Source organism: Streptomyces sp. NPDC050121 (genome assembly GCF_044460385.1).
GTDB classification, from domain to species: domain Bacteria; phylum Actinomycetota; class Actinomycetes; order Streptomycetales; family Streptomycetaceae; genus Streptomyces; species Streptomyces soliscabiei.
This window is the reverse complement of the sequence record NZ_JBITJV010000014.1, coordinates 13122-29031: the sequence shown is the minus strand read 5'-3', so window position 1 is coordinate 29031 and position 15910 is coordinate 13122. Positions and strand designations below refer to the sequence as shown.

Annotated in this window: 17 protein-coding genes and 1 pseudogene; 9 read left to right on the top strand and 9 right to left on the bottom strand. The window is 70.2% G+C overall.

Annotated features, from left to right (window positions below; translation table 11 throughout):
• Positions 1-43: 43 nt before the first annotated feature.
• A complete protein-coding gene (locus tag ACIBTS_RS22070; protein WP_399321458.1) occupies positions 44-715 on the bottom strand; it encodes a ribose-phosphate pyrophosphokinase-like domain-containing protein in 672 nt (223 codons plus the stop codon).
• A 279-nt stretch (positions 716-994) separates the two neighbouring features.
• On the opposite strand from ACIBTS_RS22070, the gene ACIBTS_RS22065 reads away from it, so the two are divergent.
• The 3 genes from ACIBTS_RS22065 to ACIBTS_RS22055 all read left to right on the top strand — a co-directional run bounded on the left by ACIBTS_RS22065 (position 995) and on the right by ACIBTS_RS22055 (position 2482).
• Positions 995-1219, top strand: a complete 225-nt coding sequence (locus tag ACIBTS_RS22065; RefSeq protein WP_399321457.1) for a hypothetical protein — start codon at positions 995-997, stop codon at positions 1217-1219.
• Between the two features lie 64 nt (positions 1220-1283).
• A complete protein-coding gene (locus ACIBTS_RS22060) occupies positions 1284-1493 on the top strand; it encodes a hypothetical protein (RefSeq protein ID WP_399321456.1) in 210 nt (69 codons plus the stop codon).
• A 104-nt stretch (positions 1494-1597) separates the two neighbouring features.
• Positions 1598-2482, top strand: a complete 885-nt coding sequence (locus tag ACIBTS_RS22055; protein WP_399321454.1) for a universal stress protein — start codon at positions 1598-1600, stop codon at positions 2480-2482.
• Positions 2483-2490: 8 nt separating this feature from the next.
• Here the strand turns inward: ACIBTS_RS22055 and ACIBTS_RS22050 are convergent, their stop codons facing one another.
• Positions 2491-3057: a DnaJ C-terminal domain-containing protein gene (locus ACIBTS_RS22050; RefSeq protein WP_399321452.1), complete on the bottom strand. Its 567-nt coding sequence runs from the start codon at positions 3055-3057 to the stop codon at positions 2491-2493.
• A gap of 100 nt (positions 3058-3157) precedes the next feature.
• Here ACIBTS_RS22050 and ACIBTS_RS22045 point away from each other — a divergent pair.
• Positions 3158-3306, top strand: a pseudogene (locus ACIBTS_RS22045) (phosphoribosyltransferase); the annotation flags it as partial.
• 566 nt (positions 3307-3872) lie between these two features.
• Here the strand turns inward: ACIBTS_RS22045 and ACIBTS_RS22040 are convergent.
• The 7 genes from ACIBTS_RS22040 to ACIBTS_RS22010 all read right to left on the bottom strand — a co-directional run bounded on the left by ACIBTS_RS22040 (position 3873) and on the right by ACIBTS_RS22010 (position 11381).
• Positions 3873-4163, bottom strand: coding sequence for an RNA 3'-terminal phosphate cyclase (locus ACIBTS_RS22040; protein WP_399321450.1), 291 nt, complete (start codon positions 4161-4163; stop codon positions 3873-3875).
• 167 nt (positions 4164-4330) lie between these two features.
• On the bottom strand, positions 4331-5338 hold the full coding sequence (locus ACIBTS_RS22035) for a sigma-70 family RNA polymerase sigma factor (protein ID WP_399321448.1): 1008 nt from the start codon (positions 5336-5338) through the stop codon (positions 4331-4333).
• Positions 5325-6653: a phosphoribosyltransferase family protein gene (locus ACIBTS_RS22030; protein WP_399321447.1), complete on the bottom strand. Its 1329-nt coding sequence runs from the start codon at positions 6651-6653 to the stop codon at positions 5325-5327. The genes ACIBTS_RS22035 and ACIBTS_RS22030 overlap by 14 nt, the downstream gene beginning before the upstream one ends.
• A 258-nt stretch (positions 6654-6911) precedes the next feature.
• Positions 6912-7805 (bottom strand): universal stress protein, encoded by an 894-nt coding sequence (locus ACIBTS_RS22025; protein WP_399321446.1) that lies wholly within the window; start codon positions 7803-7805, stop codon positions 6912-6914.
• A gap of 537 nt (positions 7806-8342) precedes the next feature.
• Complete coding sequence (locus tag ACIBTS_RS22020) at positions 8343-8954, bottom strand: protein-L-isoaspartate(D-aspartate) O-methyltransferase (RefSeq protein ID WP_399321444.1); 612 nt, start codon at positions 8952-8954, stop codon at positions 8343-8345.
• Positions 8955-9125: 171 nt separating this feature from the next.
• A complete protein-coding gene (locus tag ACIBTS_RS22015) occupies positions 9126-10268 on the bottom strand; it encodes a site-2 protease family protein (protein WP_399321443.1) in 1143 nt (380 codons plus the stop codon).
• Positions 10269-10559: 291 nt separating this feature from the next.
• Positions 10560-11381, bottom strand: coding sequence for a universal stress protein (locus ACIBTS_RS22010; protein ID WP_399321441.1), 822 nt, complete (start codon positions 11379-11381; stop codon positions 10560-10562).
• Between the two features lie 279 nt (positions 11382-11660).
• On the opposite strand from ACIBTS_RS22010, the gene polX reads away from it, so the two are divergent.
• The 5 genes from polX (at position 11661) to ACIBTS_RS21985 (ending at position 15392) form a co-directional block, all read left to right on the top strand.
• Positions 11661-13388 (top strand): DNA polymerase/3'-5' exonuclease PolX, encoded by a 1728-nt coding sequence (polX, locus tag ACIBTS_RS22005; protein WP_399321439.1) that lies wholly within the window; start codon positions 11661-11663, stop codon positions 13386-13388.
• A gap of 405 nt (positions 13389-13793) precedes the next feature.
• Positions 13794-14057, top strand: a complete 264-nt coding sequence (locus ACIBTS_RS22000) for an SHOCT domain-containing protein (RefSeq protein WP_399321438.1) — start codon at positions 13794-13796, stop codon at positions 14055-14057.
• Between the two features lie 43 nt (positions 14058-14100).
• Positions 14101-14355 (top strand): hypothetical protein, encoded by a 255-nt coding sequence (locus ACIBTS_RS21995; RefSeq protein ID WP_399321436.1) that lies wholly within the window; start codon positions 14101-14103, stop codon positions 14353-14355.
• A 31-nt stretch (positions 14356-14386) separates the two neighbouring features.
• Positions 14387-14668, top strand: coding sequence for a hypothetical protein (locus ACIBTS_RS21990; RefSeq protein ID WP_399321434.1), 282 nt, complete (start codon positions 14387-14389; stop codon positions 14666-14668).
• On the top strand, positions 14661-15392 hold the full coding sequence (locus tag ACIBTS_RS21985) for a methyltransferase family protein (RefSeq protein ID WP_399321433.1): 732 nt from the start codon (positions 14661-14663) through the stop codon (positions 15390-15392). Before ACIBTS_RS21990 ends, ACIBTS_RS21985 begins: the two co-directional genes overlap by 8 nt.
• The last annotated feature ends 518 nt before the right edge of the window (positions 15393-15910 follow it).

Here is a 15910-nt window from a genome sequence, read left to right as displayed (position 1 = left end):
TGCTCCTGCCTGTCCGCGGGAACTGCGGCGTTCTGCTGCAGATTCAGGAGCGCATCAGCAGAGCGTCCAGGGGCTCGCTGTTGTGCAGGCGGTTGATGGCGTCGGCGAGCAGCGGGGCCACGGACCGTACCTGGAGCGGCAGCGCCTGCGTCTGCCCTGTGGCGAGCGTGTCGGTGACGAGCACGCGGCGGAGCGGGAGCTGTGCGAGCCGGTCCCGGGCGTCTCCCGCCAGGAGGCCGTGGGTCGCGGCAACGGTGATGTCCGGAGCGGCCCCGCAGGAGAGCAGGACGCGCACCGCCGCTTCCACCGTCGCTCCCGTACTGATCATGTCGTCCACGATGACCGTGGGCCGGCCTGCGACATCACCGACCAGTTCCTCGGCCTGCACACGCGTGCCCGACTCCGGCTGGCCTGCCCGTGTGCGGCGGTCCTGCCGGGCATAGCCGAAGTACGGCACGACGGCGGTGAGTCGGTCGGCACCACCTCGGTGGCAGGCATCGAGCAGCAGGAGCAACTCGATCAGGTGCTCGTTCACCGCAGGCCCCGTGGGCTGAACGACATACACGTCCTCGCCTCGCACCTGGCCGACATCGGGCCGCAGTTCACCATCCGGGAACCGCTCCAGCTCGCAGGACACCGGCGCAGTGCCCAGCGCCGCCGCGACAGCCTCGGCAAGTGCTCGATGAGCCGTACCCGCCACAACACCCGCGCTCATCAACGCCTCCTCGCCCCGCCAGAGCCCGCCAGGATCACGGGCATCGCAGCCCGCTCACGGCGATCCCAGGTCGCCCCATCCCAGCGCCAGGCCCTCGTGCGTGATCCCAGGCTAAGCGGTCAGGGCACCGCCGTCCTGCGGTCGCGCCACCCGGCAGGCCCGGCGATACGCCCAAGGTCCTGTTCGCTGCGGGCATCGGTAAGCCGTTGTTTACTGGCTATGAGCAGTGACCGGCAGGGCACGCGCTGCCGGGGCCGACCGGAGCGGTGGTGCTTGCCCATGGCTGATCAGGCTCCTTACGGGACGTGGCGTTCTTCACTGACCGTCGGAGATATCGCTTGGATCACTCATGCTCTGGAGGCGGAACTCTCCTTCTACAGCCAGGTACTCGGCTTCCACCCGCAGCACACCCCACACCTGCGCATGCACGGGCTGAGCGACGAGGAGCACCCGGCATCGAGCGACACCTCTTCGCGACCGGAAGAGGTCAGCACGCGTGGATGACCGGCCGCCATCGTCCCCTCCGAGCAACGGCCCGGCCCGTCACCGCCTCGAAAGGAAGCACGACATGGCTCAGAACCAACCAGGCGAACCCAACGCCACGCTCGGACCGGAAGCCCGGCTGAGCCGACTGGAGGCACAGGTCGCGACCCTGGCCGAGGCCGTACGGGTACTCGCCCGTGGCCTGGAGAACATACCCTCCGAGGACGTTCCGCCCGAGGAAGCGGCACCCGGCGCACGATTCGCCCACGAACTCCTGCTCTCCCAGGGCCTGTAGACGCCCCGTAGCGCCGGAAGAGACGGAGTCGACCGCGGTGGCCACACCTGCGCCGGCCGCTATCGGGGCCGCGTACCGGTCGAAGAAACCACCGGGAGTCCGCAATGACGCATGCACAAGGACGTAAATCGATCGTGGCCGGCGTCGACCCCGATCCTGGAAAACGCACGGCGCTCGCCTGGGCCGCCGACGAGGCGGACCGTCGGCGCCTGCCCCTGCTGCTGGTCCTCGCACAGAACGTACCGACCCCCGGGTACCGGCCGACCGGCGGTCGGCCGTCCTGGGAAGAGCGGAACGAGGCCCTGCACGCGATGGGGGATCGCGTGCTGGAGGAGGCGGTGGCCTTCGTCGAGTCCCGGCATCCGCGGGTGCGGGTGTCCGGGCTGCTGGCGGAGGGACATCCCGCGTGGGTGCTGCGTGAGCAGGCGCAGCACGCCACCATGGTCGTGATCGGTTCCTGGCACCTGAGTGCTCTCCACGAGCTGTTCACCTCCGCCGCCGTCGCCCTGCCGCTCATCGCCCACGCCCCCTGCCCCGTGGTGGTCGTACCCGAGGCGGAGCACATCACCCAGCAGCCGCCATACTTCGTGGTCGGGGTCGACGGCAGCCCACACTCCGCAGCCGCCGTCGACTTCGCTTTCGAGGCGGCCGCCCTGCGCGGCGCGGTCCTGCGGGCCCTGTATGTGTGGCACCCGCCGCTGCTCGGTGTCCTGGACGAGGAGGCGGCCGTCCAGGAGTGCCGCCGGCTGCTGTCGGAGACCGTTGCCGGGCGTACCGCCGCCCATCCGGAGGTGGCCCTGCACCATGAGGTCGTGCAGGGCCACCCGGTACAGGTCCTGACCAAGGCGTCCGAACACGCCCTCGGCCTGGTCGTGGGCACACGCGGGCACGGCGGCTTCACCGGCATGCTGCTGGGCTCCGTCAGTCAGGGCGTACTGCACCACGCACGCTGCCCGGTCATCACCGTCCCGCACACGCAGAACCCGTAGCCCGCAACTCACCGAGCCTCGTACCGTCCTTGAAGGTTCTCGTGATGGCGCCCACCACGAACACGAAGACAAGCCGCTGCCACAGACATCCATGAAGGGCCCGGTGAAGGCGCTGGCGGCTGAGTAGCTCGCGCGTGCCCCGGTCTTGGCCGAGCGTGACAGGTGCAGGAGAGAGCCGCTGCAACCGGCCTGGCCTCCGGCTGCGCGTCGAGCGTGGGAATGGTCCGGGTGATCCCGAGCACGGCGTCGGGCACGGTGACTACTTCACGCCGCCACAGGTCGGCGCCGCTGCGGGAGAAGCGGGGATCGGCGGCGGTGTGGACGACCACGTAGGCGTCTCCGGGGACGTCGTCCAGGGCGGGGCCGGGCAGGCCGCGTCCCGGGATGCGCAGTGCGATGTCCCCCTCGATCCCGGGCGGGATGCGTACCGTGACCACGTCGCGGCGGGCGCCCCTTCCTCGTCCGCCGCAGTCGGGGCGGGTCGTCCCACCCCCGTATCCGAGGTAAGGCGAGAGCGCATCCCGCAGCGGTGCGCATCCGTTCGCCGCAAGGGCGAGGATGGAGGCTCTGGGCATCGCGCTGCCCGCCGTGTTCCTCCGGAATGAGGAGGTCGGATCGTGTTCTTCGCGGATCGTCGTGATGCCGGCCGACGGCTGGCCGTCCGGCTGGAGCAGACTGGCCGTCGGATACTTCGGCGCGAGCACCGGCGCGGCCGCCGCGTTGTGGGCGGCCGCCGAGCCAAAGGCGCGGATCGCCGCGGTCGTCTCCCGGGGTGGGCGGCCCGACCTGGCTGGGCCCCGCTGCCGGCGGTGACGGCGCCCACGCCAGTCAGGCCCGCGCGAAGGCTCCCAGGGCAAAAAACAGTCCCCGGTAGTGCTGCGCGTGTCCTGAAGCCTCAGTCGTCACTGCTGCCTCGGTGTCGCGCCGGCTTGCCGGGGGCCTGAACCACATCCTGTCCAAGTCACTCCGCCGACTAGACGTCCTCATCGACTTTATGGCTCTTTCGGTGTTGTGGTCTAGTGACTAGCCTGCACCATATACGTCCCGAGTCAATAGGTTTTGGGGAGATTTTTCAGCGCCCGGGGGGCTGAAAAGTCTCGCGGTGCAGAGCATCCCTTGCCCTCGCAGGACCGGCGTGGGCGCCTTGGCGCGGAGAAAGTCGAGCCCACCGGGCTGCGGTCGGACGCTGTGAACCGGGCCAGGGCCGATAGCCCGAAAGACCAGCGAGAGGCTGCGGCGACTTGCCAAGAATGATCCAAGTCCGCCTGGAAGGCGGGATCACCGGCCCGGCCCGCTGCGGGTAGCCCAGCCGCGTCCGGAACACCCTCCGGAGCAGCGCCTCGTCCACGCCGGTCGCAGAGGAGCCGACCAGATCTGTAAGCCAGCGGGATCACCGCGGAGATGCGGCCGAGCCCACATCGAACGCGTACCGCCCTCGCGGCGCCTCGCCACCAGGGCGGAATGTGAACTCTTGCGAGCCCAGCGACGCCCCCTCGAGCTCCCCCACTCTCGACTTCGCTCGAGCGGGGGGACCCCCGTCGCCGACCAGCGTGCGGACCGCCTCGACCGCGCAGAGGTGCTGACGTCGCAGTCCCGGATTCGGTCGGCGCGCCCGGACCTGACGCAGATGAACCGGGGTGCCCGTCACGGCCGCGTAGGCAACCGCCTGGCGCACGATCATGCCGACCCGGAACAGGCAGCTCCGTCGATCTCCAACAGGGCGCTCATCAGGGCGTACTCCACACCTCTCACACGACTTCGTCTTGACCTCTCGGGGCGCCCTGCGGCAGCCCCATGCCCTGGACGTTCACGCGCCTTGCGTGTCTCGGGCGTCCCGCCGCATCCCTGTCAGGCAGCCCACTCGGCCAGCGGCCTGTGACGCTCCGGGGCACGCAACTGTGCCAGGGCCTGCTTCTCCAGTCGGCGCACCCGCGCCGGCGTCAGGCCGACCTGGTCGGCGGTCTGCTGCACGGTCCGCGGCCGGCCGTTGTGGAAGCCGTACCGCAGGGTGAGGACCAGCGCCTCCTCCGCCGGCAACGCGTCCATCGTCGCCTTCAGCTGCTCGGCCAGGGCGCGGTACTCCACGACCTCCGGCGCCTGCAGCACCTCGGTGTCCGCGATCAGGTCACCGACGACAGTCTCGCCCTCCTCGCCCACCGGGGTATCGAGGCTGATCGCCTCCCGGCCCACCTGGCGCAGCCGGGTCACCTTCTCACCGGCAAAGCCACTCTCGGCCGCCACCTCTTCCACGGTCGGCTCGCGGCCCAGCGCCAGTTGCAGCCGGCGCTCCACCCGGCCGAGCTTGCCGAGCTCCTCCACCACATGGAGTGGCAGCCGTACCGTCCTGGCGTGGCGGGCCAGGCCCCGCTCGATCGCCTGCCGGATCCACCACGTCGCATAGGTGGAGAACTTGTACCCCTTGGCGAAGTCGAACTTCTCCACCGCCCTGATCAGCCCCAGGTTCCCCTCCTGGAGAACGTCCAGGAACGGCAGGCCACAACGGCCGTAGCGCTTCCTGGCGATCGCAACGACCAGCCGCAGGTTGGCGCGGATCATATGGTCCTTGGCATGCTGACCGTCGCGGGCCACCGCCTGAAGGTCACGGCGCCTGTCGGCGGGCAGTTCCCGCCCGTCGGCCTCGACCTCGCGCAGCAGATGGTCGGCATACACCCCGGCCTCGATACGTTTGGCCAAGTCCACCTCCTCCGCGGCGCTGAGCAAAGGAGTGGCACCGATCTGGTTCAGGTACTGGCCCAGCAGATCGGAGGAGTCACCCGGCTCCACCGGCTCGGACCGGCGACGCACCTGAGCACCCGTCTGCGACCGGACCACGGGTCCAGCCTCAGGCCGCCGCATGCGGAACCGGGGCCATGTGGTCGGTGAACCAGTCACGGGCCAGATCGGTCACCTTCTCCAGAGCGCCGGGTTCCTCGAAGAGGTGGGTGGCGCCAGGGACCACCGCGAGCCGGTTCTCGCAACGCAGCCGGGCCTGTGCGTCGCGGTTGAGTTCAAGGACCAGCTCGTCGTGGCCCCCGACGATCAGCAGCGTGGGCGCCGTCACCGCTGGCAGCCGTGGCCCGGCCAGGTCGGGCCGCCCACCCCGGGAGACGACCGCGGCGATCCGCGCCCCCGGCTCGCCGGCCGCCCACAACGCGGCGGCCGCGCCGGTGCTGGCGCCGAAGTACCCGACCGCGAGCCCTTCGGTCTCGGGCTGCCCGCGCAGCCAGCCGGTGGCGTCCGCCAGGCGCCGGGCCAGCAGGCCGGTGTCGAACACGTTGGCCCGGTCGATCTCCTCCTCCTCGGTGAGCAGATCGAACAGCAGGGTGCCCAGCCCTGCCCGGTTCAGCCCGGCGGCGACGAACCGGTTGCGCGGGCTGTGCCGGCTGCTGCCGCTGCCGTGCGCGAACAGCACCACCCCGGCCGCGCCCTCGGGCACCGTCAACTGCCCACGCAGCACCACCGCACCGGCCTGCACGTCCACCTCCCGATCCTCGGGCACGGTGTGACGCGGCTCGGTCCGGCGGGTGCTCACCGAGTGGGCGGCCGCCTCTTCCAGACAGGCGACGACCTCATCGTCGTCGGTCTGCGAGAAGTCGGCGTAGAACTGGCCGATCGCGAAGAACTCCCGTGGAGTATGCGGGCACACCAGTTCGTCGGCGTCCCCGCCCAGCCGGGCGGTCCAGTCGTGCGGGGCCACGGGGACCGCCAGCACGATCCGTGCCGCTCCCCGGGCACGGGCGATCCGGCACGCCGCGCGCGCCGTCGACCCCGTGGCCACCCCGTCGTCGACCACCACCACCGTGCGGCCCTGGAGCCCGACCGGTTCCCGCCCGACCCGGTAGCGCCGGGCACGGCTCTGAAGCACCTCCCGCTCACGGGCCTCGACCTCGGCCAGCTCCTCGGGGGTGACATGCGCGATGCGCACCACCTCGTCGTTGATCACACGCACCCCACCCTCGCCGATCGCCCCCATCCCCAGCTCCGGCTGGAACGGCACGCCCAGCTTCCGCACCAGGCACACATCCAGCGTCGCGCCCAGGGCTTCGGCAACCTCTGCGGCGACCGGAACCCCTCCGCGGGGCAGGCCCAGCACCACCACCTCAGCGCCCTTGAGATGCTCCAGCCGACGAGCCAGCTGCCGGCCGCCATCACGACGATCGATGAAGTACACGATCCGACCTCCTCGTCCCGGAGGAACACGGCGGGCAACGTGTGCGCCCCGTACCTCCATCCTCACCCCCCGGAGAACGGATGCGCACCGCTGCGAGACGCGCTCGCGCGGGTTGCCTCGGAGACGGGGTGGGGCGACCCGCGTGCGGGAGGATGGAGTGCAGGCTCAGGGCATCAGGAGGCGATCACTCTCCCCTGTCCGGTCTGCCCGGAGGGCTGACGTGCGCGAGGCACCGACAGCTTTGGCATCGCGGTGTGCTCAGGCGGCCTTGCCCCCGGCAGGGTGCGGCACGATGACGACCGGGCAGGGTGCATGGTGCATGAGGCCCTGGCTGACCGAGCCGAGCAGCAGTCCGGAGAACCCGCCCAGCCCGCGGCTGCCCGCCACCAGCAGCACCGCCCACTGGGCCGCGTCGCTGAGCACCCGTACCGGGTGGCCGCGGACCACCGCGTGGCGGAGGTCGACCTGGGGGTACTTCTCCTGCCAGCCTGCCGTGGACTCCGCCAGTACCCGCCGCACCTCGTCCTCCGCATCCTCCAAAGCCAAGTCGCGGAGGTGGAGCGGCTGCCAGGCCGAGACCGCGATCAGACGGGCCTCGCGGAAGGCAGCCTCCTCGAAGGCGAACCGCACCGCCTCCGCCGACAGGGCCGAACCGTCCACACCCACCACGACATGGGGCGGAGCCTGCCTCACGGGCTCCGGCTCGCGCACCACGACGACCGGGCACGGTGCGTGCGTGACCAGCGGCTGCCCCACCGATTCGCGGCTCAGTAGATCCCGCACGATGCCGTGGTGCCGCGAGCCGATCACCACCATGGCGCTGCCCGGTGCCCGGGCCCGCAAGACGTCCGCCGCAGGGCCATCGGCGAGCTCGGCGACCAGGGTGAGCCCCGGATGCCGTCCAACGGCGAAGTCCCGCGCCTCCTCCAGCACCGACGCGTAGACGGTACGGACCGCCGGGCCCCACGACGCCCACAACGAGGGCAGCTCGACAGAGCCGCCCTCCAGCCCGGGCGCGTCGACGGCGAGCACTACATGCAGCGGCAGACGCCGAAGCGCCGCCTCGTCCGCCGCCCAGGCCAGAGCCAGCCTGGCGCCCGGCGCGGCATCCACCCCGACGACAACCGCCCCCCGCGCTTGCGACGTGCTCATGCTTCCGTTCCTCTCTCAGCCCGATGCACTGCCGTTCGGACATCCGTCCACGTGGTCAGACACCCGAAGTTGCGACACCCGCAGCGGAGGGCGCGCGCCCTCACCAGCGCGGCGACGAGCGGCTTCACGACGTACTCCCGCAGAGGGTGCCGAAGCCGGTTCGGGACGGGTCGGATCGGGGAAGACAGTCGCGGGAGACGAGCAGTCCATGCTATGGCGGACGGCAGCCGACTGCAGCGGCACCAGCGCTCGACGTCGCGGGCAGGGCCGAATCGGGATGCGAAAACGTTCACTACGCTCGCACTGATACGCGTCGCGGACCAATAGCCACCCGTCAGCCCGGACGCCGTACGCCGTACTCAGGCGCGAGACGTTGGTCTGGGCTCAGCCGGCACCGGCACGCCGCCGCCGTAGCGGCCGCGCTTGCCGATGTCGCGTCGGCGTAGGCGCGACCCCAGCTGCGGCGTGCTGACCATGGCCCTCCTCGTGGTGCGCGGATCACCGGAAATGCGGGCGGTCCGACGTGGTCGGCAGGGCTCAGGAGGGGAAGCCGTACTGTCCTCGCAGCCGGACGAAACGCGCGGGCGTGAGTGTCCGCCGGCGCTCGAGCCCCGTCGCGGTGCGCAGGAAGGACACGACCCGTTCTCGGCCGCCCGGCCCGATGGGCTGTACGAGGCGGCCGCCGAGGCGCAGTTGCTCGGTCAGCGGCGTCGGCACCTCCGGGAACGCGGCGGACACGATGATCGCGTCGTACGGAGCACGGTCCGGCACGCCGCCGCTGCCGTCCCCGACACGCAGGTCAACATTCCGAATGCCTTGACGAGCGAGGTTGTGCCTTGCCTGCCGGGCGATGTCCGGCCACATCTCGATGGTCACGACATCGGCGGCCAACCGGGCGAGCAGGGCGGTCTGGAAGCCGAGGCCGGTACCGATTTCGAGGACGTGCTCGTCTCCGTCCAGGTCGAGGCCCTCGATCATCATGGCCGAGAGCGAGGGCTGCGTGGTCACCTGTGCGTGCCCGATCGGAATGGGCACGTCGTGGTAGGCGTGCGTTTGGTGGCCGGTGGGGACGAATGCCGCTCGGGGCGTCGCTCGTATGGCCTGGAGCAGGCGCTCGTCACTGACGCCGACCGCTCGAACGGCACGCACGAGATCCTCGGGCGGAGGGGCGGCTTCCGTCATATCCACTGCACTGCTTTCCGCGCGATAGCCGGAATTGACGGCCTCCGACCGCGGCCGCACACCCCACGGCAGCGTCCGGAAACGGGGTGACCGGATCCGGGTACCCGCCGTGGCCCGCTCGATGGTGCCGGGCCACGGTCACGCACCGCCGCGCCGCCCCGGGGCGGTGTTCATCAGCCAGGTCACCGTGCGGCTGACGTCCGAGAGCGAGACGATTCCGACGAGCCTGCCGTCATCCACGACCAGGACCCGGTGCTCGGCTCCCGGCTCCATGCGGGGCAGCAGATCCGCCAGTGGGCTGTCCGGCTCGACCACGGTGGTCTGCGACAGCGGCACCATGACGTCCCTCACCGTCACGGCGTGGGCCTCGGCCTGCGGCACCTTTCTGGCGCTGTCGAGGGTCACCAGCCCGACCGGGGCCCCGTCGTCGGTCACCGGGAACGCCGAGTGCCGGTAGCGGTAGCGCGCGTCGGTGAGGAAGCCCGCGACCGTGGTGTCCGCGGGAATCGTGAGAGGTTGGGGCGTCATGGCGTCCCGCACCGGGACACCGGCGAGCACGCCGCGCAGCTGGGCCTGCCGTCCCTCGGCGGTGGCGGCCGTGATGAGGAACCAGCCGATCAGTGCCAGCCACAGACCGCCGAACGCGCCGGTCCTCATGAACGCGACCAGCCCGAGGACGACCAGCAGCCACCCGAAGACCCGCCCCGCCGCGGTGGCGCCGGCGGTCGCCCGCAGCCGGTCTCCCGTGCGCCACCACAGGAACGCGCGCAGCAGCCTGCCTCCGTCGAGCGGGGCGGCGGGCAGCGCGTTGAAGACGGCGAGCAGCACATTGATGCCCGCGAGCCAGGCGGCCATCTCCACTACGATCCCGGAGACGGATGCCAGGTCGAGCAGCCAGGTGGCGAGTGTGAACAGCCCGCCCAGCAGGAGGCTGACGAGGGGGCCGACACCGGCGATCCGCAGCTCCCTGCCGGGGCTGGACGCCTCGGACTTGAGCCGGGCCGCTCCGCCCAGCAGCCACAGGACGATGTCGTCCACCTCGACCCCGTTGCGCCGGGCCACGACGGCGTGCGCCAGCTCATGTGCGAGGAGGGAAGCGAAGAAGACCACGGCGGTGCACAGGCCGGCCGCCCAGTACACCGCCCAGGCACGCCCTGGATACGTCTCCGGAAGGCGGCCCTGTGACAGGCCGAGCGCGATGATGCCGAAGATGAACAGGACGCTCCAGTGCACGCCGACCCGGACCCCCACGATCCGTCCCAGAACGAACGTCGCCCGCACAGCCCTCTCCTCTGCTCAAACCGTCACCTGACAGACAGCCGTCCCGCTGGGACCACGGCCCCCGCTTCACCACCGCCTCGCCTCGTACCGTCGGACGACCTCCAGGTCACGGGCCTGGGCCGGCCTCTCGGGAGTGAGTGATGTGCGGTGTGCGCACCACGTCGCCGTTGATCACGCGCTCGCCTCGGACCTCTCGCCGCGCGGATCCTCCTGACCTCCAGTACACAGCAGCCCACAGGACGGCTTTGGCGGAGCTGTCGTCAGCGCCGCCTTGCGTACCCGAGAGGGGGGTCACGACGGGGCCGGATGCCTGCGCGGACGGATGACCGCAATGGGACACATGGCGTACTGGAGAAGGTGATGGCTGACCGAGCCCAAGGCCAGCCCGCGGAAGCCGCCGCGACCGCGGGAGCCGACGACCAGAAGGTCGGATCGGTCGGAGGCACGGGCCAGGGCGAGAACCGGGGATTCGTGTGCCAACTCCTCCACGACCTCCACATCCGGATACTCCTGGCGCAGCGGAGCAAGGCACTCCTCCAGTACGCGCCGGTGTTCCACGTCCGCCGCGTCCTGCGCAGCACTGACCGGCGCGGCGCCCCCGGGGGGACTCCAGGCGTACAGCGCCTGCAGCTGTGCACCGCGCAAGGACGCCTCCTTGAAGGCGTACTCCAGAGCGGCTTGGGAGTGGGCCGAACCATCGACACCGACAGTGACGCGGCCCTGGTCGAGAGGGACGTGGTTGACGACGACCACCGGGCTCGCGGCGTGTCCGACGACCTGCAGGGCGACCGACCCGAGCATCACGGTCCCGAAGCCTCCTCTGCCCTTGGCGCCCAGAGCCACGGTGTGCGCCCGGTCGGACTCGGCGAGGAACGTGGCCGCCGGCGTGCCTTCGACCTCGGCAGAGATCACCTCCAGCTCGGGGTGGGCCTGCTTGGCAATCGCGGTGGCCTCACTCACGATCCGGGAATCCGTCACGGGACCGGGCTCGAAGGACAGCACGTGGATGATGCGCAGCGGGCAGTGGTGCAGTGATGCCTCTTGCGCAGCCCACAGCAGAGCCCGCAGGCTGCGCCCGGAGCCGTCGACCCCGACCACGATCGGATCAGTCATTGCCTCTCCCGGGGATTCACGCCGAATGCCTTGGGTACCGCCGGACCGGTGCAGCTCGCCAGAATCGCGGCCGATCCTGGTGATGCCCTTTTCCGGCCGCCGCACGTGGCCCGCCAGGCTCCCTTCCGCTCCCTTCCACCGTCGCGCATGCGCACTGCGTGGGCATCCCGACGGGCCCGAGCGGAGCGATGCCGAACCGCACTGACTCATCAGCCGTAGTGCCATCGGGCACATGCCGTCAGCTGGCATGTCGGAAAGGTCGGTTCCTAGACTGGAGAGGTGGTCCGGCCCAACGAGGAGGTCGAGGCACTCCTTCAGGAGTACGCGGACCTCATCGCCATCACTGGAGGCGACCCGTTCAAGGCGCGCGCCTACGAGAAGGCCGCCCGCGCCATCGGCGGCTATCCCGCCGATGTCTCTCACCTCGACATCAAGGGACTCAAGGAAATCCCGGGCGTGGGCAAGTCGATCGCCGAGAAGGTCATCGAGTACCTCCGCACCGGCCACGTCACGGTCGTAGAGGAGAGACGGGCCAAGATCCCCGCAGGGGTACGGCAGCTCATCACCATCCCCACCCTCGGCCCCAGGAAGGCGATGGCGCTCTACGAGGACCTGCACATCTCCTCGGTGGGCGAGCTGGCCGACGCCATCAAGGCGGAGAAGCTGCGCGACCTGAAGGGCTTCGGCGAGAAGACCGAGGAGAACATCCTGCACGGCATCGCCCTCATGCAGCAGGCAGGAGAGCGGATCCCGCTGAGCACCGCCATGGAGGCGGCCGAGGACATCGTCACGGAGCTCTCCCGAATCACCGGCTGTGAGAACTGCGCGTACGCCGGATCGCTGCGCCGCATGAAGGAAACCGTCGGCGACATCGACATTCTCGTCGCCGCCGCCCGGTCGGCGCCCTTCATGAGCGCCCTCACCGAACTGCCCTCCACCGCCGAAGTCATCGCACACGGCGAGAAGAAGACCTCGATCCGGACCGTCAAGGGCGTCCAGGTCGACCTGCGCGTGGTGCGACCTGACGCGTGGGGCACCGGGATGCAGTACTTCACCGGCTCCAAGGCGCACAACATCCGCACCCGCACGATCGCCGTCCACCTGGGGCTGAAGCTCTCCGAGTACGGCCTGTTCGAAACCGATGGCGGCAAGCGGGTCGCCTCCCGCTCCGAGGACGAGGTGTACACCAGGCTCGGCCTGCCCTGGATCCCGCCCACGCTGCGCGAGGACCGCGGGGAGATCGAAGCCGGCCTACGCGGCGAACTGCCCGAGGTCGTGAGGGAGGCCGACATCAACGGTGACCTGCATACCCACACCGACCTCACCGACGGCCTCGCCCCCATGGAGGAGATGGTGGCAGCGGCCGCCGAGCGCGGATACGCCTACTACGCGGTCACCGACCACGCACCGAACCTGTACATGCAGCGCATGACCGACGAGAAAATCCTCGCCCAGCGCGAGCACGTGCGGTCGCTGGACGGCAAACACCACGGGATGCGCCTGCTGCACGGCACCGAGCTCAACATCGGCCCCGACGGGGAGGTGGACTGGCCCGACGAGTTCCTGCAGGGCTTCGACATCTGCGTGGCCTCGGTGCACTCCCACTTCAACCTCGGCCGCACGGCGATGACCCGGCGGATCGTACGTGCCTGCAACAACCCCCACGTCAACGTCCTCGGCCACCCCACCACCCGCCTGATTGGCAAACGGCCGGGCATCGACGCGGACCTCGACGAGGTGTTCGCCGCCTGTGCCCGCACCGGCACCGCCCTGGAGATCAACGCCCAGCCCGACCGTCTCGACCTGGGCGACGAGAACATCCTCCGCGCCAGGAGCCACGGGGCGAAGTTCGCCATCGACACCGACGCCCACTCGATCCCCCAACTCGCATACCTCCGCTACGGAGTCGGCACGGCACAACGCGGATGGCTCACCCCGGACGACGTGATCAACACCTGGCCGCTGCGGCGGCTGCGCCGGTTTCTGCGCAAGGACCGGGCGGACTGAGGCCGCACGCGTCCCGACAGCGTGGTGGACGAGAACGGCGAGCACCGCCATCAGCGCGATGACGGCGGCGCGTGTCCACAGGAGCGCTGCACCGTGAGTGGCGCCTCCTCGGTGAGCGGCTGTCGTCATGGCTTCCGTCCGTGTCTGAACTGAAACGGCCGTTGTCGTCAGACCAGCTCCACCGGCGTGCCCTGGCGAACCTTGATCAGGTCGGGGCTGTAGCCGCCCCGCACCGTGACTTCCACCCGCTGCACCCCGCCGGGGCTGAACGGCCCACCACTCCTGGACCGACCGGCCCCAGACCGCCATACCCGGCAGGGGGACGATGCAGGTGAAGGAGTAGGAACGCCTCTCGGGAGCCCATCCGGCCCCCGGTCGCCGACAAGCCGAAGCAGGTGAGTGGCGATGATGTTCTGGGACGCCCACGGCGTGAGCGGGTGGGGCTGGTTCGGGATGTCGGTCGGCATGGTCCTGTTCTGGGCGCTGATCATCACAGCCCTCGTACTGGTCTTCCGTGCCGCCAACCAGCCCCACGAACACACCCACACTCCCGCCGCACCCACACCGCAGCAGATCCTCGGTGAGCGGTTCGCCCGCGGAGAGATCGACGAAGAGGAGTACCGGCGCCGCCTGACCGGTCTGCACGCCGGCCCTCTCCCCAAAACCTGAGACCCGGGCCGCTCGGTCTTCGGGGCGCAGAAGGAGGCCCGTGATGAGCGACAAGCGCAACTACGGCATGTACGCCCTCGCCGCCGCGATCGTCATCGTCGGCGTCCTGATCGTCGGTGCGTCGCTGGAGAGCCTGGTCTGGCTCGCCCTCGTCGCGGCCTGCCCGCTGATGATGTTCTTCATGATGCGGAGCATGCACGGCCAGGACATGCACGGCGGTCACAAGCAGCACGGCGACGACCGGGACGAAGAACCGCTGCGCAAGCGCGACCACCACACCGGGCCCGGTCGGTTCTGACCGCCCGCGCCCGGGTCGGGGGTGAGTTGTCATGGCGGCTGTGATCGCTGCGCTGGCCGGGGCGCTGATCCTGGCGGGCATCGTTTACGACATCGCCCGCCTGATCACCCCCGACGAGCCCCGCCGTCCGTCGCTTGCTCGCCTGCGCGGACGGCGAGCCGCGCTGGAGGAGGCGGAGCGGTGGCTGGTGGGCCTGCGCCTTCACGACCGCATCGACGCGGCCACCTACCAGCGGCGCATGAGCACCCTCGCCCGTGGACAGCGCCGCACCCCCACCGGACCTACCAATGCCGTGGGAGGACGTCATGGCTGACGCGGCATACGGCCTGTGGCCGCTGGTGGTCCTCAACACCCTGCTCTTCGCGGTGTTCGCCGCCGGCTTCTTCCACCCGAAGACCAGGCGGGACTGGCGCGCGATGGGCGCCTACAGCGCGTTCCTGGTCGCCCTGTTCACCGAGATGTACGGCACCCCGCTGACCATCTACCTGCTGGGCAGTTGGCTCGGCAACCAGTTCCCGCTGCTGAAGGACACCCACGCCGGCGGCCACTTGTGGAACGACCTGATCGGCTGGTCCGGCGATCCGCACCTGAGCCCCTTCCACCTGGCCAGCTACGTCGCCATCGGTGGCGGCTTCTGGCTGATCGCCACGGCCTGGAAGACCCTGCACGCCGCCGCCCAGCGCGACGAACTGGCCACCACGGGCGCCTACTCCTGGGTGCGCCACCCGCAGTACGACGGCTTCCTGCTCATCATGATCGGCTTCCTGCTCCAATGGCCCACCATCCCGACCCTGATCATGTTCCCGGTCCTGGTGTACGTGTATATGCGCCTGGCTCGCAGCGAGGAACGCGAGGTCGCCAAGGAGTTCAGCGAGCAATGGGACGCCTACGCCGCCCGCACTCCGGCGTTCTTGCCACGCCACCGCCCTGTCCGCAGCACCACGCCCCCGCCGGGCCCCCACGCCGCACCCGGGCAGCAGCCGCAGCCGCCGCGTACGGCCGACTCCCACGACTCCCACACCGGGAGGAGCCGTTGACCGGTGCTTCCCGCCGGGCACTGAACCTTCGACGAACCCACCTCACCCGGCGCCCGTTCGGCCGTCGCCCGTGAGCCTGGCGGCCGACGGCACCTCTGCCAGAGACCCTTGGCAAGAGCAATGACATCCCGGATCCGGCCCGCCGAAGGGAGCAGCCCCGATGCGGCCAGAGGGTGCGCCCGGTCCGGTCGGCCCTCAATGACGGGACGGATGGCCCGGACTCTGCCGCAGGTCGGATGGGCATCATGAAATCCAGAGGCTCAAGGAGGTGAGTCGCGTGGCGACCGTCGGAGTCGCGATTATTCGTCAATAACGTGTTTCGGATCGGAAAGTTGTGCAATGTGCGCGCCCCAGGCATCCGGTTCATGATTCCCCTGGTGGAAGACAAGGGCCGGAAACACCGCCGCACGTCTGCCGGAACCGGGCACGCCACAGGAACCAGAGGCAGGCGGCAGCTCCGTCAGGGTCTGAGCCGGGTGGTCAGTGTGACGCCCGGGAGCCGCGCTGCCGGGAGAATA

Coding starts and splice junctions, on each gene's coding strand:
- ACIBTS_RS22070 (WP_399321458.1), bottom strand. CDS start 715: ATGAGCGCGGGTGTTGTGGCGGGTACGGCTCATCGAGCACTTGCCGAG.
- ACIBTS_RS22065 (WP_399321457.1), top strand. CDS start 995: ATGGCTGATCAGGCTCCTTACGGGACGTGGCGTTCTTCACTGACCGTC.
- ACIBTS_RS22060 (WP_399321456.1), top strand. CDS start 1,284: ATGGCTCAGAACCAACCAGGCGAACCCAACGCCACGCTCGGACCGGAA.
- ACIBTS_RS22055 (WP_399321454.1), top strand. CDS start 1,598: ATGACGCATGCACAAGGACGTAAATCGATCGTGGCCGGCGTCGACCCC.
- ACIBTS_RS22050 (WP_399321452.1), bottom strand. CDS start 3,057: ATGCCCAGAGCCTCCATCCTCGCCCTTGCGGCGAACGGATGCGCACCG.
- ACIBTS_RS22040 (WP_399321450.1), bottom strand. CDS start 4,163: ATGATCGTGCGCCAGGCGGTTGCCTACGCGGCCGTGACGGGCACCCCG.
- ACIBTS_RS22035 (WP_399321448.1), bottom strand. CDS start 5,338: ATGCGGCGGCCTGAGGCTGGACCCGTGGTCCGGTCGCAGACGGGTGCT.
- ACIBTS_RS22025 (WP_399321446.1), bottom strand. CDS start 7,805: ATGAGCACGTCGCAAGCGCGGGGGGCGGTTGTCGTCGGGGTGGATGCC.
- ACIBTS_RS22010 (WP_399321441.1), bottom strand. CDS start 11,381: ATGACTGATCCGATCGTGGTCGGGGTCGACGGCTCCGGGCGCAGCCTG.
- ACIBTS_RS22000 (WP_399321438.1), top strand. CDS start 13,794: ATGATGTTCTGGGACGCCCACGGCGTGAGCGGGTGGGGCTGGTTCGGG.
- ACIBTS_RS21995 (WP_399321436.1), top strand. CDS start 14,101: ATGAGCGACAAGCGCAACTACGGCATGTACGCCCTCGCCGCCGCGATC.
- ACIBTS_RS21990 (WP_399321434.1), top strand. CDS start 14,387: ATGGCGGCTGTGATCGCTGCGCTGGCCGGGGCGCTGATCCTGGCGGGC.
- ACIBTS_RS21985 (WP_399321433.1), top strand. CDS start 14,661: ATGGCTGACGCGGCATACGGCCTGTGGCCGCTGGTGGTCCTCAACACC.